The sequence below is a fragment of the Lentzea kentuckyensis genome (genome assembly GCF_002150765.1).
In the GTDB taxonomy this organism is placed as follows: Bacteria; Actinomycetota; Actinomycetes; order Mycobacteriales; family Pseudonocardiaceae; genus Lentzea; species Lentzea kentuckyensis.
In genome coordinates this window covers 22,607-38,619 of record NZ_MUYM01000035.1, presented here as the reverse complement: position 1 = coordinate 38,619, position 16,013 = coordinate 22,607, and the positions used below count along the sequence as shown (strand labels likewise).

Sequence of the window (16,013 nt, the reverse complement as noted above, 5' to 3'; positions counted from 1 at the left end):
CGCGCAACTCATAGGAAACACCCGCTCAGGAGGAGGTGCGCCCGGTGCGACGTTCGCGGCCCGCGCTCACGGTGATCCTGCTGGTGCTGCCCTGCCTCACGGCGATGGCGGTGCCGCTGTACGCACGAGCCGAACCTCGCCTGGCCGGCGTGCCCTTCTTCTACTGGTACCAGTTCGGCTGCCTGTTGGTAACCGTCCTGTGCCTGTCCGTGGCATTGCGGCTGCACCGGGAGACCCCGTGACGTTCCTGCTGGACACGTTGGCGCGCAACGCACTCCGTCCACACGAGGTCGTCGTGGTCGACTGGCACGTCACCGGACTGTGCTGCGCCGACTCCGGCGAGTTCTCCGTGCGCGCCCTGCCCCGCGGCCGGCTCCACCGAGGCCTGCGAGCGGTCGACGCGACACCGCACGGCGCCGTGTACGCCCACCCCACCGCCTGGGCCCACCTGGCCGCCCGCGACGTCACGGTGAGCTGCCGCCGCATCGGCCCGGTGCGCTGGTTCACCACCGACCTGCCACCGGACGCCGGCCTGCGCGCCTGTATGGGACGCCTGCCACCGGCCTGACCTGACACCACCCCGCCGAACCGGCTCGCTCTGGGCGCGCCGGGCGGTTCCGCGCACCCTTTTCAACGCTGACAAGGAGTTCCATGAACAAGACCAGGTTGCGATCAGTCCTGGTGTGGACGGTCGTCGCCGCCGTGGGAGCGGTCGCCTGGGCGGTGCTCGCGCTGTCCAGGGGCGAGAACGTGTCCGCGGTGTGGCTGGTGGCCGCGGCGCTCGGCTCGTACGCGATCGCCTACCGCTTCTACGCCCGCTTCATCACCAAGCGGGTGCTGAAGGTGGACGACACCCGTGCCACCCCGGCGGAACGGCTCGACGACGGCGTGGACTTCCAGCCCACCGACCGCCGAGTCCTCTTCGGACACCACTTCGCCGCGATCGCGGGCGCCGGGCCGCTGGTCGGTCCGGTGCTGGCCGCGCAGATGGGCTACCTGCCCGGCACGATCTGGATCATCGTCGGCGTGATCTTCGCCGGGGCCGTGCAGGACATGGTCACGCTGTTCTTCTCGATGCGGCGCGACGGCAAGAGCCTGGGGCAGATGGCCCGCGACGAGATCGGCCCGATCGGCGGCGCCGCGGCACTGGTGGGCGTGTTCGCCATCATGATCATTCTGCTGGCCGTGCTGGCGCTGGTCGTGGTGAACGCGCTGGCGAAGTCGCCGTGGGGCACGTTCTCGATCGCCATGACCATCCCCATCGCGCTGTTCATGGGTTTCTACCTGAGGATCTTCCGGCCCGGCCGGGTGGCGGAGACGAGCGTCATCGGCGTCGTCCTGCTGATCGCCGCCATCGTCGCGGGTGGCTGGGTCCAGACTTCCAGCTGGGCCGGGTTCTTCACCCTCGAACCGAAGACGCTCGTGCTGTGGCTGGTGGGCTACGGGTTCGTCGCGTCCGTGCTGCCGGTGTGGATGCTGCTCGCGCCGCGCGACTACCTGTCCACGTTCATGAAGATCGGCACGATCGTGCTGCTCGCGGTGGGCGTCTTCGTCACCGCGCCCGTGCTGCGCACCGAGGCGTTCACCGAGTTCGCCTTCAGCGGCACCGGGCCGGTGTTCGCCGGGTCCCTGTTCCCGTTCGTGTTCATCACGATCGCGTGCGGCGCCCTGTCCGGCTTCCACTCCCTGATCGCGTCGGGCACCACCCCGAAGCTGATCCAGAAGGAGTCCCAGGTCCGCCTCATCGGCTACGGCGCGATGCTCGCCGAGTCGTTCGTCGCGGTGATGGCGCTGATCGCCGCGTGCATGCTGGACCCCGGCATCTACTTCGCGATGAACGCTCCCGCCGGTGTCGTGGGTACGACCGCGCAGTCGGCGGCGCAGGCCGTCAGCAACCTCGGCTTCACCATCACTCCCGCCGAACTGCAGGCCGCCGCGGCCGCGGTGCAGGAGAGCACGCTCGTCGCCCGCACCGGTGGCGCGCCCACGTTCGCGGTGGGCATGTCCGAGATCTTCTCGGAGTTCCTCGGCGGTGACGCGATGAAGGCCTTCTGGTACCACTTCGCGATCATGTTCGAGGCGCTGTTCATCCTCACCACGGTGGACGCGGGCACCAGGGTCGGCCGGTTCATGCTGCAGGACGGCCTCGGCAACGTGTGGAAGCCGTTCGCGCGGGTGTCCTGGCGGCCGGGGCTGTGGATCTGCAGCGCCGCCGTGGTGCTCGCGTGGGGCTACTTCCTCTACGCCGGCGTCAGCGACCCACTGGGCGGGATCAACCAGCTGTTCCCGTTGTTCGGCATCGCGAACCAGCTGCTGGCGGCCATCGCGTTGACGGTGTGCACCACGCTGCTGATCAAGAGCGGCCGGGTCAAATGGGCGTGGGTCACCGGCGTGCCGCTGGCGTGGGACGTGGCGGTGACGCTGACGGCCAGCTGGCAGAAGGTGTTCAGCGCCGACCCGAAGCTCGGCTTCTTCGCGCAACGGGAGAAGTACGCGGACGCGCTCGCGCAGGGCAAGCTGCTGGCGCCCGCGAAGAACACCGACCAGATGGAGGCGATCATCACCAACTCCACTGTGGACGGCGTGCTGGCCGCGGTGTTCGCGTTGCTGGTGATCGTGGTGATCCTCGACGCGATGCGGGTGTGGCGCAGGGCTCTCCTCGGCCGGACGCCGCCGCCGTCCACCGAGACGCCTTACGTGGCATCGACTCTGGACACGCCGGTGCTCACCTCTCGGTGAGCACCGGTGCGTCAAGGTGGCGGTGCGGAGCAGCGCACCGCCACCTCACGACGTTCAGGAGCACTTACGCCCTTCGTTCACGCACTTCGCGATCTGCGCCATCGTCTGCTCGGAGTTGACGTTGGCGAAGTCGTTGTGGTCCGAGAACGGGTTGTGGTTCTCCTCTGGGAACGCGTCGAGCTGGTACTGGCCCTTCTCCTGGACGTCCCGCGGGATGTTGTAGGAGATGCTGATCCGCAGCTGCGGGATGGCCTTGAAGCCCTTCGGGCACGCGCCGCTCTGCTTGTCCGCGAACGCGACGTGGTCGCGGTGGTTGGCGCTGTCGGTGTTCTTGCCGTCCCAGCAACCGGCGAAGTTGTGCACGCGCGTGACCTTGCTGCCGTTCGGGCAGATCACGTACTTGTCCGACAGCCGGTCCTCGAACCCGCTGCAGGTCCACGTGTTGCGGGCGTTGGCGGGGCCGCGGCTGGTCGGCTTCGCGTCACCGACGACCATCTTCAGGAACTTCGGCATGGCGGTGACCTTGCTGGTCGCGTTGCCGAGGTACTCGATCTTCACCTGGGCCGGCTGGACGATCTTGCCGTTGTTGCCGACGAGCTCCAGGTCCTTGCCGGAGGGAGCGGCGAGGGGCGGCGTGGCGCCACCGTTGTTGTTGCCCCCGTTGTTGTTACCGCCGTTGTTGTTCCCGCCGTTGTTGTTGCCGTTCCCGTTGTTACCGCCGTTGTTGTTGCCACCGCCGTTGTTGCCGCCGTCCTCGTTGAGAGCACACGGCGCGAGGCGTTCCAGCCCCTGCGGCTTCTGGCCGTTGCGGCCGATCGCGATGGCGATCCGGTCGATCGTCGCGACCCGCTTGTCCTTCAGCGGCCCGAGAATCGCGTTGTTGATGAAGTTCGGCCCGCCCTGGCCCTTGGTGGTCACGATCCGCTGGTTGGCCTCGGCGATCTGCTTGTCCAGCAACGCCAGGTTGCGGTCCACCTCGTCGACCGCCTGGTCCGGCACGCCGGGCAGCTCACCGCGCACCGAGGGGCACTTGACCGTCGGCGTGGCGCCGTCCCGCTGCTGGCCCTGAGCCTGCTGGGCCAGGGGCTGGCCGGAGAACTTGCGCGGAGCCTGGTTGTGGTCACCGTGGCCGGCGCCGCCGTGACCGAAGCGCACGTCGCAGTCCACGAGCGAGGTCAGGTTCGGCTTCTTCGCGGAACGGCCGATGGCGATCGAGATCCGGTCCAGCGTCGCCACCCGCTTGCTGCGCAGCGGGCCGAGGATCGCGTTGTTCACGAAGTTGGGGTCGCCGGGGTTCTCGTCGCGCGCCACCCGGTCGTTGGCTTCCTTGACCTGCTTGTCCAGCAGCTCGAGGTTCCTGTTGACCTCGTCTTTGGCCTGCTGGGGCACCGCGGGCAACCGGTCCTTGACCGACGGGCAGGCGACCTCGGCCGGGCCCGCCTCCTTGACCTTGTCCGGGCTGGAGCCGGACGAGTTCACGTTGGCCTTCGGGTTGATCCGCACGACGGGCCAGAAGTAGGACGACTTGTCGCCGTTCTTGCAGGTCGTCTCCGAGTCCTCGAGGCTCTCGTCGGACGATTCGGCGCTGATCGACAGGTTGCCGACGAAGTCGTGGACGTGCTGGGCGCCGTGCTTCAGGCCCGGCTGGGCGACTGGGTTGTCGGCGCTGAACTTGCCGTTCTCGTTCGTGCCGCAGTCCACCGAGAACGTCCCGCTGGAGCCGGCCTTCTGCACCTTCGGGTTGACCACGTTGGAGGCGACCTTCTCGATGGGCACGAACGCGCCGACCGGCGCCGGGTCGCCGTTCTTGGCAGCCAGGGCCACGGTGGCGGTACCCGCGGCGACCACAGCCACCGCCGAAATCGTGGCGATCAGGCGGAACTTCCGTCTGTCCGCTTCGCGGTGTGTCATACGTCCTCCTCGCTCATGCCCTGCATGATCAGGAGTACGTGCCAGGAGCCCGTCCGGATTAATCGAGATTTCCGCGTCACACCTTGGTAAGAACTTCGGCACTGTTCGGGCAGAAAACGCTTTCCCGCCTTTCGGCCGTTTTGGTCACTCCCACCGCACCAGGCGGTGACGCGAGGTGACTTGTCAACGCTGTCACCGCCGTCACCGCCCGGCGATCGGTCAGGAGGTGGTGCAGGTACTTCCGTTGAGAGTGAACGACGCCGGCGCCGGGTTGGAGCCGTTGTGCGTTCCGTTGAACCCGATGCTGGTCGACGCGTTGGGTGCCAACGTGCGGTTCCAGGTCAGGTTGGTGGCCGTGACGTCACCGCCGGTCTGGGCGAACGTGGCACCCCAGCCGGGCAGCGTCACCTTCTGGCCGTTCGCGTAGCTGAAGGCCAGGGTCCAGCCGTCGACCGCGCTCGTGCCCGTGTTCGTGATGGTCACGCTCGCGGTGAACCCGTTGCCACCGCCCCAGCTCGGCGCGGCGTAGCCGACCTTGCAGGTGCCGGTGCCGCCGCCCGCGCCTGTGGTCGCCGTGACGATGCCCGACACAGCCGAGACGTTGCCCGCCGCGTCCCTGGCCCGCACCTGGTAGCGGTACGTCGTGGACGGGCTCAGACCGCTGTCGGTGTAGGTCGCCGACGGCGTCGAAGCGATCAGCGCGAACGACCCGCTGCCCAGCGCGCGGTAGACGTCGTACCCGGTGACGCCGACGTTGTCCGTGGAAGCGCTCCAGGTCAGGGTGAGGCCGGTCGACGTCACGCCCGAGGCGGCCGGAGTGCCCGGAGTGGACGGAGGCTGGGTGTCACCGCCGCCACCGCCGCCGAAGATCGTGGCTTCCTTCGACGTCTGCCGGACGCCGTTGACCCCGTTGAGGAACCGCTCTCCCCACGGCGTGAGGCTCGCCGGGTTGAAGTTGTTGGTCATGTCGAGGTAGGCGACATCGCTGCTGTTGCCGCTCCACGACCAGCCGAGGTAGCCGAGGCCGCGCGCCTGGGCCTGCGCCATGATCGTGGCCTCGTCCGGGTCGCCGTCGCTGTGGTTGTGCCCGAACTCCCCCACCACCAACGGCAGGCCCGCGGTCCGGAAGGCGTCGAAGTAGGCGTTGATCTCGGCCGCGGTGTCGTAGACGCCGTACATGTGGATGGAGAACACAGTGTTGCGCTGCGGGTCGGCGTTGAACACCGAAGCCGCGTTGTCACGCATGATGTTGCCCCAGTCCTGGCCCCACATCGGCGCGTCGGCCATGATCAGGTGCTGCAGACCGGCGCCGCGCAACCGGCTGATCGCGCCGCTCGTCGCGCTCGCCCACGTGGCGCTGACCGACGCGTTGTTGCCGAACGGCTCGTTGCCCAGGTTGATGATGACGTAGTTCTCCTGGCCCTTGAGCGCATTGGCCACGCCGATCCAGTACGTCGCCGCCTGGTCCAGGGACGCGGCGCCGCTCTGCTCGCCGAACCCCGTGGTGTCGTGGACTTCCAGCACGCAGATCATCTTGTTCTGCTTGCACAGCGAGATGACGTTCGTGACCTCCGCGGCCGGCGTCGGTCCCCAGCGCTGGCCGCTGCCGAGCACGACGCGGACCGTGTTGGTGCCGAAGGACTTCATGTCCGCGAACGCCCTGTTCTGGGTCGGATACCAGACGTAGGCGTGGTTCACACCGCGCATCACGAACGCGTTTCCGTTGCCCTCGACGACCTTCGTGCCCTCGACGTGCAGCCCGACCTCCGGGGTGCCGCCGCCGAGCGCCGCGACCACCGCCGGGTACCAGCGGCTCTCGATCTTCTGGATGCCGGTGGTCGTGTTGGGGTGCACGCCGTCGGTGGTGTCGGCCGAGGTGCTGAACCCGGTCCACTGGTCCACCACGGTGACCGGCGAGGCGGCCGTGCTGTTCGCCTGTGCCCAGCCGGGGATCACGGCGTTCAGGTCGACCACCCGTTGCGCGCAGGCCGAGCAGTTGGACGGGTTCATCGGGATGATCTTCGCCACGATCAGCTTGATCGCGGGATTGCTCGCCCGCATCTGGCCGAGCATCGTGGTGTAGGCGTTGAGGATCGTGGCCGCCGGGATGTTGTTCCAGACGTCGTTGGTGCCGAGGTGCATCAGCACGACGTCCGGGCGGGCCGACGACAGCCAGCCGGGAAGCTGGTTGTCCCGCACGATGTTCGTCGCCAGGATGCCGCCGTGGCCCTCGTTGTCGCCGTCGTAGGTGAACCCGCAACCGGGCGCCGGGAGCGACCCGACGAAGTCGACGTCGGTGTGCCCGGTGTCCTGCAGGTGCTTCCAGAGCAGGGCCCGCCAGCAGCCGGGTGAGCCGGTGATCGAGTCGCCGAGGGCCATGATCCGCGCGGGCGCGGCGGCACTGGCCGGGGCCGGAGCGATGACCGCGCAGGCCGCCAGCAACAGGCCGGCCATCACCGCCCGGAGAAATCGCCAGGTCAAAACGACCTCCTGAGGATGGCTAACAGGGGAAATTCGACTATTGGGAGCGCTCCCAGAAATCGGACTGTAACCACCTCGAAATCCGCGGCCACACCGCCGAGTGGCCCACTGGCACAACCTGTCCGGTGCGGACAAACCCGGCTACCTCGGCTGCGCCGCGAGGACCTCCTGCCCGGTCAGAACCCTGTTCCACACCGTCAACCTGCGCATCTTGCCCTGGAAGCGCGCGCCGGCGGAGTTCGTCGTCATGATGGCGACGAGATCGTCCAGCTTTCCGGTCACACCGTCCACGCGTGCGGATTCGACAGCGTCGTCGAACAATCGAGCGCTGCCATTCGACAACGTGCCCGTGACGGTGTGCCAATTCCCGCTCGGCAACGACCTCAGCGGATCCTCGAGCCACACCTGCACGGACACGGTGAGCTGATCCAGCCCGGTCGACAGGGCGTCCGGCAGGTCCAGCCGGCCGTCCCTCCCGCCGAAGACCAGCCCGGCCGACGAGCGGGTGACGTCACCGCGGATCGTTGCCGCACGGCCGTTTCCGGACAGATCGGCGACGACCGGACCAGAACCGCCGATCAGGTCGTAGTCGGCCAGCACGCCCTTCTTGGTGGCGCGCGGCGGTGGCGGGCCCTGCCGCAGGCGTTCCAGCTCGGCCTTCGACACCGGCAGGACCGTGCCGTGACGTGGTTTCGCGGGCAGCTGGTAGTCCGCGGGGATCGACCAGTTCGGGTTCGCCAGCGAGTCGGTGACGAACGGGAGGTAGCCGCGGCGCGGCGTCTCGTCCACGAACACGTAGAACTTGCTGCCGTCGTTGGACCTGAACGCCGTCGGGCCCTCGACCCAGCTGGTGCCGAGCCGGCCGCGGACGCAGTCGTCGACGAGCTCCCAGTTGCGCGGCTCGGTCCCCGGCAGGTCCACCGCGCGCAGGTCCTTCGAGCGCTCCAGCACGATGTCGCGCGGGCAGGAGCCGATCACCTGCTCGTCGGTGGTGAGGCGGTAGTAGTACTCGCCGTCCTTGAGCACGGTGGAGTCGATCACGCCCCGGCCCGGGTCGTTCCAGACCTCCGGCGTCGTGAAGGTGCGGAAGTCACGGGTGGTCGAGTACATCATCCGCGGATACGTCGAGCCGGTGTGGTCCGGGTCGCCTGGCGAGTACACATTGGACGCCCAGTAGACGACGTAGGCGCCGATCAACGGGTCGTACGTCGCTTCCGGGGCCCACGTCATGCCGGCCGTGGCGTCCGACACCAGCACGTGTCGCTGGTCCGACCACGTCACGAGGTCCGTCGACTCCCAGATCTCCAGGTACCTGCTGCCGCGCCGCATCGCCGCGTCCCAGCCGCGGCCGTCGTTGATCTGCAGGTCGGTCGCGACGAGGAAGAACCTGTCGCCCTCCGGACTGCGGACGACGAACGGGTCGCGCACGCCCGTCTCGCCGTACTTCGACCTCAGCACCGGCCGGCCGCCGTTGAGCTCGTCCCAGTGCAACGGGTCGTTGCCCCGGCTCACCGCGAAGTGCACCTGCTCGGTGTCCTGAGTGGACTCACCGGTGAAGTAGGCGAACAGGTACCCCTCCATGGCCGCCTTCTTCGGCAACGGGAGCACGGTGAGCGTGAAGTAGCGGGTGCCGCTGGTGTAGCCCTTCGTCGCCCGCACCGAGAGACGCGCGGTGCGGGGCCGCGATCCGTGCGGCGGGCGGGTCACCTCGCCGGTGGCGGTCACGACCCGCGGATCGCTGCTCTGCCAGGTGAACGTGACGTCGTGGGCGCCCTTGGCGGGCAGCGTGATGTTGCCGCGGATCGCGTCCTCGTCGTGGATCACGACGTCCTTCAACGCGGTGTCGACCTTCTGTCGGTCGGTGATGTCCTCCAGCACGGTCGCGGTGAAGTCGCGCTTGGCGGTGTACCCGGCGTAGGAGGCGGTCGCGGTGAGCGTCACCGTGGTGTCGCCGGTCCGCGGCTCCGGCCGGGTGACGACGCCGCCGGGCGTCACCACCGAAGGCCTGCTCGACGCCCACGAGATCACTGAGCCACCCGGCGACTTCGCGGGCAACGCGAGGTCGCCGGTCACCGCCGAGATGTCGCCGAGGTCGAGTGCCGCGACGTCGGCGGCAGGCCGCCCCGGCGCGGTCGTCTTCGCGAGTTCACGTGCTTCACCGGGGCTCAGCACCCGTCCGTAGAGCCGGAAGTCGCGGAGCTTGCCCTTGAGGTACCGGCCGGGCTGGGCCGAGCGGCCCAGGTACTGGTCGACGGCGTCGCCGATCGAGCCGGTGGTCACGCCGGTCTTCCTGGCGACCGCGACACCGTCCTCGTAGAGGGTCGCGGTGCCGTTGCCGAGCGTGCAGGTGATCGTGCGCCGGCTTCCCGCCGCGAGGTTCCGTCCGTTGCCGGCGCTCTGTTCGGCCGACCACTTGCCGAGGCCCCAGAGGAAGTGCGGGACGGACTGGTCCGCCGCGAGTTCGACCTGGACGGAGACGGTGACGTCGGTGAGCCCGCGGGTCACGTCGCCGGGCAGGCGGACGTGACCGTTCACGCCGCCGAGGCGCAGTCCCTCCGCGCCCAGCCAGGTGGTGTCGCCGGCGAGCGTGCCGTCGCGGCCGAACCCGGAGGTGTCGGCCACCGCCGTGCCCGTGGGCTGGGTCAGGTCGTAGTGCACGACCAGGCCGTCGTCGAGCGTCGCCGCCGAGCTGGTCGTGACGGAGATCCCGAGCCCTGCCGAGGTGACGGCCACGGCGACGAGCACCGACGTGAAAGTGAGATGACGAAAGGACATGCCGGCCTTTCCCGACGGGCCCGCGCAGGAGCCCGGAACAGGGGTGAAAAGGGGAGCACGCGGATCGTCCCGGAAGTGAGCGCCAACATAGCTGGCACTAGATAGATCGTCAATGTACCCGGAGGGCGGGCCGGGAGAGCCCCGCCCTCCGAGCGGTCATTTGCCCAGGTTCTCGAGTGAGCGCTGGGCGGCGGCCAGGCCGTCTTTGGGGGTGACGGCGCCGTCGCAGATCTCGCCGATGATCGTCCCGAACGCCTTCTGCATGTTGCCCCACTCCGGCGTCATCGGTGGGGTGAAGGCGAACTCGGCGGACTGCTTGAACGCGGACATGTCGACGTCGGCGATCGCCCACGCCGGCCGCAGGAAGTCGTCGCTGTCCTGCACCTCGCGGTTGGCCGGGGCGTCCTGACCGTTGGTGGCGATGGGTTTCTGCCCCTCGGCACTGGTCAGGAAGTCGAGCACCTCGAACGCCAGCTCTGGGCGCCTGCTCGACTTCGTGATCGCGAAGCCGCTCTGGAACGAGATCGTCGCCTGTTTGGTGTTCTTGAACAGCGGCGAGATCCCCCACCGCACCTGCGGCGCGTCCTTGAGCGAGGCGATGTTCCAGAACCCGGTCATGATCATCGCGGCGTTGCCCTGGGCGAAGAGCTGGTCGGGGTTGGAGACCTTCAGCGCCTCGTAGTCCTTTTTGGATGGTGCGACGTGGTGCTTGTGCACCAGGTCGGCGTAGAACTGCATCGCCTTGACGTTCTCCGGCGAGTTGATCACCGGCTTGCCCTCGTCGTCGAGGATCCTGCCGCCGTTCTGCAGCATGAACGCCATCCACCACGGCCACCAGTCGCCGGCGGCGAAGCCGTAGCGCATGGTCTTCTCGCCGTCCCTGACCGTCAGCTTCTGCGCGGCGGCCAGGAAGTCCGGCCACTTCCAGTCGGCGGTCGGGTACGCGACGCCGTCCTTGTCGAAGAGATCCTTGTTGTAGTACAGGACCATCGGCCCGGTGCGGTCCGGCAGCGCCCACGTCTTGCCGTCGCGGTCGTAGGAGTGCGCGGCCCGTTCGCCGAATCTCGCGACCAGGTCCAGCTTCTTCGACTCGATGAAGGGGTTCAGCGGCAGCAACTGGTTCTTGCTGCTGTAGCTGTGCACGGACTCGGCGACCTGGATGATGTCGGGCGGGTTGCCCTCCGACATCATCTTCTGGATCGTCGAGCCGTAGTCGCCGTTGCTGGAAATGTGCAGCAGCTTGACGTTCACCCCGCTGACGCGTTCGCTCGCGAGGTCGACACGCTGCTGATAGGCCTTGGCGTCCTGGTCGCCGCCCCACACCGCGATGGTCACCTCGGGTTCGGGCGTCGGTGGCGGCGCACTCGGGGCGGTGCACGCGGACGCGGTCAAACACGCCACGGCTGCGAGCACTGCTGCGGACACGGCTTTGAACGGGCGAAGTTGCCCCATGAAACGGATCCCCTCGGAAGTTCTGCCGAACAGGTGGGTTTCGAGCGCGCACTCCTCGATCACCGGCGTGGAGCACGACGTGCTCTCACTCCCCCAACGGCGGTGGTCGCGTCACGGACCGATTCGCCATCGGCGACGATGCCCGGACGTACTCGACCTGTTCCCAGTACCGCGCTCCCGATCGGGCACAGTACGTGATCTCCATTCCGTTTTGAAGAGGTTCTTTCAACGGCGACCTAAGTGTGATCAGCGCGCCCACCAGTATGTTTGCGCCGTCAACCATGATCTGGCTCATTCAGGCCTGCAACGCTGCGTGACAACGTCGGCCAAGCAGGCCGGCTACGTCGAATCGACGTCGAATTCGACCACAGTTCGCCAACGACGCCTATGTGAACGCTCACAACTCGTGGATCATCGAGTCGCGTTCCCGTGTTGCGGACGCTCCAACCCTGCAAGGAGCAGCATGCGACGATCAACCCTGCTCGCCATCCCGGTGATGCTGGCGACGCTCGTGACGCCCACGGCCACCGCGGCCACCGGCGGCAGTTTCCAGGTGCTGAGCTACAACGTGGCCGGCCTGCCGGAAGGCCTGTCGTCGGGCAATCCGGCCGTGAACACCCCGCTGATCAGCCCCAGGCTCGCCCCCTACGACGTGATCAACGTCCAGGAGGACTTCAACTACCACGCGGCCCTGTACGCGGGCGACAACCACGCGTTCCGCACGCCCACGAGCGGCGGCGTACCGTTCGGCAGCGGCCTGAACACGTTGTCCCACCTGTCCTACAGCGACCTCGAACGCACGAAGTGGTCGTCCTGCAACGGCACGGACTGCCTGACGCCCAAGGGGTTCAGCTACAAGCGGATCAGGCTCGCCGAGGGGGTGTCGGTCGACCTCTACAACCTGCACCCCAACGCCGGCACCGAGACCGCCGACCTGGCCGCGCGCCGGTCGAACATCACCCAGCTGTCCCAGTTCATCGCGGCGAACTCCGCGGGCAACGCGGTCATCGTCATGGGCGACACCAACACCCGCTACACCCGTGCCGAGGACAACATCCGCGAACTGGTCAGCACCAACGGTCTCACCGACGCGTGGGTGCAGCTGGAACGCGGCGGCCAGGCACCGGCGGCGGGCGCCCCGGCGCTGGTGTGCGACCCGGCGGCGCTCACCGACCAGTGCGAGGTCGTCGACAAGATCCTGTACCGGGGCAACCGGCAGATCACGCTGACCGCACGCGACTACCGCAACGACAACGCGGCATTCCTGGACGCGCAAGGAAAGCCGCTGTCCGACCACTACCCGATCGCCACCCGGTTCGACTGGACGGCGAACGACAACATCCGGCTCAGCGCCGAGGCCGGCGGCCCGCACGGCACCCCGTTCACCGACCTCGCGGCGGTCGACCTGGGGGCTGTACGTTCGCTCACCTTGCGTGGCGGCAGCAGGTTGGACCAGATCGCGGTCACGCTCGCGAACGGCACGACGTTCAGCCACGGCGGCAACGGCGGCACGGCCACGACCCTGACGCTCGCAGCGGGCGAGCACCTGGTGTCCGCGAAACTGAGCCAGGGCAAGTACGACAACCAGACGCGGGTGTTCTCGGCGGAGTTCGCCACGAACCGCGGCCGCACGATCTCGGCGGGCAAGCCGACCGCGGAGACGCTCACCGCCACCGCGCCCGCCGGGTGGCGGATCGCCGGGTTCACCGGCCGGTCGGGCAACGAGGTCGACCGGCTCGGCGCGATCTTCGTCCCAGCCTGACAGAGGAGCCATGAACGGCGCTTTTGTGTACCCCAGGTACACAAAAGCGCCGTTCATGGCCAGGGCTCAGCGGATGGGTGCGTTGCGGGCCGTGCGGATCACGCGGTCGTGGTCGGGCACGGACATCAGGCCCTCCGCCACCCAGCGTCGCGCCACGGCCGTCACCCGGTCCACGAACACGTTCTTCGACGAGAACGGCGCGGCGACCCACACCTCGTCGAGGAACGTCGACCCGTCCGCGCGCACCGGGTTCGCGACGCCGGAGTCCACGCCGGCGAACACGATTTTCGGCTCTGTGCGGCGGAAGTACGAGTGGAAGGCGTCCTCGGTGCCCTCGAAGAACGGCGCGAGCTCGACCTCGCCGAGCCGGAAGTGCAACGGGCTGCCGGAAATCGGCTGGAGGTTGCCAGCCAGGTCTCCGGACAGCGCCGCGCGGCCGAACAGTCCGAGCTCCAGGAACTCGTGGCGCGCATCCCGCGCCACCAGGTTGATCGGGCCGTACATAAGGGACTGCACGAGAGGCTGGTCCGGCGTCCGTTCCGCGCGCAACGCGAACGGCATGCGCACGCGCACAACATCCCCTTCACGCCACCAACGGGACAACGTCACGTAGGTGCCGGGCAGGGCGTTCAGCCGCTGCCGCTCACCGTTGACCGTGACGGTGAACTCTCCCGCCCACGCCGGCACCCGCAGCGCCAGCTCGAACCGCGCCCGGCCGCTGATGCGCAGCGTGGTGCCCTGCTCGGCCGGGAACGCGGTGGACTGCGTGATGGTCACGCCCTTCCACTTCAGCACCGTCGGGCTGTAGAGGTTCACGTACAGCCGCGAGTCGTCGGCCGTGCGGAGGTACACCGAGTCCTGGTACTTCGTCGCGCTCTCCATGCCCGTGCCCTCGCAGCAGGTCGTGCCCTGCTTGGGCGTGAAGTCACGCACCGCGCCCGGCGTCAGGCCGATGAAGTACGTCATCAACGGCAGCTCGGCGTCGGCACGGTCCTGTTTGGACCCGAGGATCTGGTTGTAGAGCGCACGTTCGTAGTAGTCGAAGTACTTCGGCGACTGCTCGTGCAGGAACAGCTGCCGGCTGAGCTTCAGCAGGTTGTGGGCGCAGCAGGTCTCGGCCGTGGTGTCACTCAACCCGCCGGCGACGACTCCGCGCGCACGCCAGAACTCCCCCGTGCTGGTCCCGCCGATGGTGAACATCCGCGGCGGCACGACCATGCCCCAGAAGTTCTTCGCCGCCAGCCAGTACCGCTGCTCGCCGGTGGCCTCGTACAGCCGAACGAGACCGGTGAAGATCGGGATGTGCTGGTTGGCGTGCAGCCCGTCGAGCACGTCGCGGTTCTCGGCACAGGCCGTGATCAGCGAGTCGAGGTCGAAGAGCCTGGCCAGTTCCAGGTGCTTGCCGGTGGCGGCGTGCAGCTCCATGATCGCCTCGACGATGCCGCCGAACTCACCGCTGGAGAAGATCCCCCACATCCGCTGGCGCACCTCGGCGGACAGTTTGCCCAGCCGCGAGTACATCCAGTCGCACAGGCCGTCCGCGAGGTCCAGCGCCCGTGCGTCCTGGGTGTTGCGGTAGGCGTCGACCAGTCCTTTGAGGATCTTGTGGGCGGTGTAGTACGGCGCCCACACGACCTGGTAGTCCGGACGCGTCATCGTTTCCAGCGTGATGAACTGCGTTTCCGGGTACGCGGCGAGGAAACCGGGATGGCTCGGACCGCCCCACGTGCGGCGCAGCGTCGCGGCACGCCCGCGGCCGGACGCGTCGGCGAACGTTCCGCCGGTGGTCTCGTCGAACGTGTAGGAAGCCACATCTCCCTTGAGCGGCAGGGCGATCTCCTCGGCGCTCAGTGCGCGGGAGAACAGGTTCACCTCGTCGAACGCGCCCGCGAACACCGGGTCGCCGCCGAAGTGCGACCGCCCCAGCCAGTGGTGCGCCAGCGCGCCCAGCGCGGCCGGGTTCAGCGACATCGCGGTGTTCGCGCCGACCTGCGCGCCGTTGACGTAGAGCGTGCCGGTGGTGCCCGCGATCGTCACCGCGATGTGGCTCCACTCGTTCAACGGCAGCGGCGCGGTGCCGTTGATGCCCTGTTCGCCTCCGGGACCGCTCGTGGTGATCGCGAAACGGGGCACGCCGTTGCCGTTGCGCGCGGCCAGGTACAGGTAGCGGGTGTTGTCGTTGCCGAAGTCGAAGATCCGCGTCCAGTTCGCGGTGTGCGACGGCCGGACCCAGGCTGTGAACGTGAACATCTCGGGCAACGGCTCGGCGGGCAGATCGACGAACTGGTACGAGCCGCGCACCTGTTCCACCGCCCGGCCGGACCTGCCCGGCACGCTCAGCACCTGGGGATCACGCCGCAGGGCCGCCCGGCACTCGGTCAGCGCCCCGACCATCGTCCGGATCTTCTCCAGGTACGCGGTGTCTCCGGTGCTGCCGTACGCCTGGGACAGCATCGACAGGAAGTGCCCGGTGTAGTGGCCGCGGAGGTTGCCGTTCGCCTCACCGTCGAGGCCTTCCCAGCCGCCAGGTGCGATGGCGCCCAACGTGTCCAGGCCCGCGTTGGCGCGGAACACCTGGAGCAGCCGGTTGACGTCGTAGCTGCGTGCGTAGGCCAGGACGAGGTCGCGCTTCCTCGAGAACACACCCTCGGTCAGCGCCACTTCGGACAGCGCGAAGGGGGTCAGGTTGCCCGGCGCGAGGGCGCTCGGGGCCGCCAGCGCCTCACCCGCGCCGATCAGTGGTACCACAGCCGCCAGGGACGTTGCCTTGAGGAAGTCCCGCCGTGCGAACCCGTCCGCCATGCGCCTCGCCCCTCACCTGAAATGTGAGCGCTAACATAGGCGGGGTGGCGCAGGGCGTCAACGCTCGGGACGACTTCGCCCGGCGAATCCA

9 protein-coding genes are annotated in these 16,013 nt (G+C 68.3%); 4 read left to right on the top strand and 5 right to left on the bottom strand.

The window, feature by feature from the left end:
* The first annotated feature begins 44 nt into the window (after positions 1-44).
* The 3 genes from B0F77_RS18050 (at position 45) to B0F77_RS18040 (ending at position 2,739) form a co-directional block, all read left to right on the top strand.
* Positions 45-242 (top strand): DUF3311 domain-containing protein, encoded by a 198-nt coding sequence (locus B0F77_RS18050; protein ID WP_211293850.1) that lies wholly within the window; start codon positions 45-47, stop codon positions 240-242.
* Positions 239-568 carry a hypothetical protein gene (locus tag B0F77_RS18045; RefSeq protein WP_086664082.1) on the top strand — a complete coding sequence of 110 codons (330 nt, stop codon included), beginning with the start codon at positions 239-241 and terminating at the stop codon, positions 566-568. Before B0F77_RS18050 ends, B0F77_RS18045 begins: the two co-directional genes overlap by 4 nt.
* 83 nt (positions 569-651) lie before the next feature.
* Complete coding sequence (locus tag B0F77_RS18040; protein ID WP_086664081.1) at positions 652-2,739, top strand: carbon starvation CstA family protein; 2,088 nt, start codon at positions 652-654, stop codon at positions 2,737-2,739.
* A gap of 54 nt (positions 2,740-2,793) precedes the next feature.
* Here the strand turns inward: B0F77_RS18040 and B0F77_RS18035 are convergent, their stop codons facing one another.
* The 4 genes from B0F77_RS18035 to B0F77_RS18020 all read right to left on the bottom strand — a co-directional run bounded on the left by B0F77_RS18035 (position 2,794) and on the right by B0F77_RS18020 (position 11,358).
* Positions 2,794-4,650: a DUF1996 domain-containing protein gene (locus tag B0F77_RS18035; RefSeq protein WP_086664080.1), complete on the bottom strand. Its 1,857-nt coding sequence runs from the start codon at positions 4,648-4,650 to the stop codon at positions 2,794-2,796.
* A gap of 219 nt (positions 4,651-4,869) precedes the next feature.
* Positions 4,870-7,131 (bottom strand): cellulase family glycosylhydrolase, encoded by a 2,262-nt coding sequence (locus B0F77_RS18030; RefSeq protein WP_086664079.1) that lies wholly within the window; start codon positions 7,129-7,131, stop codon positions 4,870-4,872.
* Positions 7,132-7,272: 141 nt separating this feature from the next.
* Complete coding sequence (locus B0F77_RS18025) at positions 7,273-9,876, bottom strand: immunoglobulin-like domain-containing protein (RefSeq protein ID WP_245848353.1); 2,604 nt, start codon at positions 9,874-9,876, stop codon at positions 7,273-7,275.
* 186 nt (positions 9,877-10,062) lie between these two features.
* Positions 10,063-11,358 (bottom strand): ABC transporter substrate-binding protein, encoded by a 1,296-nt coding sequence (locus B0F77_RS18020; RefSeq protein ID WP_143466793.1) that lies wholly within the window; start codon positions 11,356-11,358, stop codon positions 10,063-10,065.
* A 463-nt stretch (positions 11,359-11,821) separates the two neighbouring features.
* On the opposite strand from B0F77_RS18020, the gene B0F77_RS18015 reads away from it, so the two are divergent.
* A complete protein-coding gene (locus tag B0F77_RS18015) occupies positions 11,822-13,120 on the top strand; it encodes a jacalin-like lectin (protein ID WP_086664076.1) in 1,299 nt (432 codons plus the stop codon).
* Positions 13,121-13,186: 66 nt separating this feature from the next.
* Here the strand turns inward: B0F77_RS18015 and B0F77_RS18010 are convergent, their stop codons facing one another.
* A complete protein-coding gene (locus B0F77_RS18010) occupies positions 13,187-15,922 on the bottom strand; it encodes a beta-L-arabinofuranosidase domain-containing protein (RefSeq protein ID WP_086664075.1) in 2,736 nt (911 codons plus the stop codon).
* Positions 15,923-16,013: the final 91 nt, after the last annotated feature.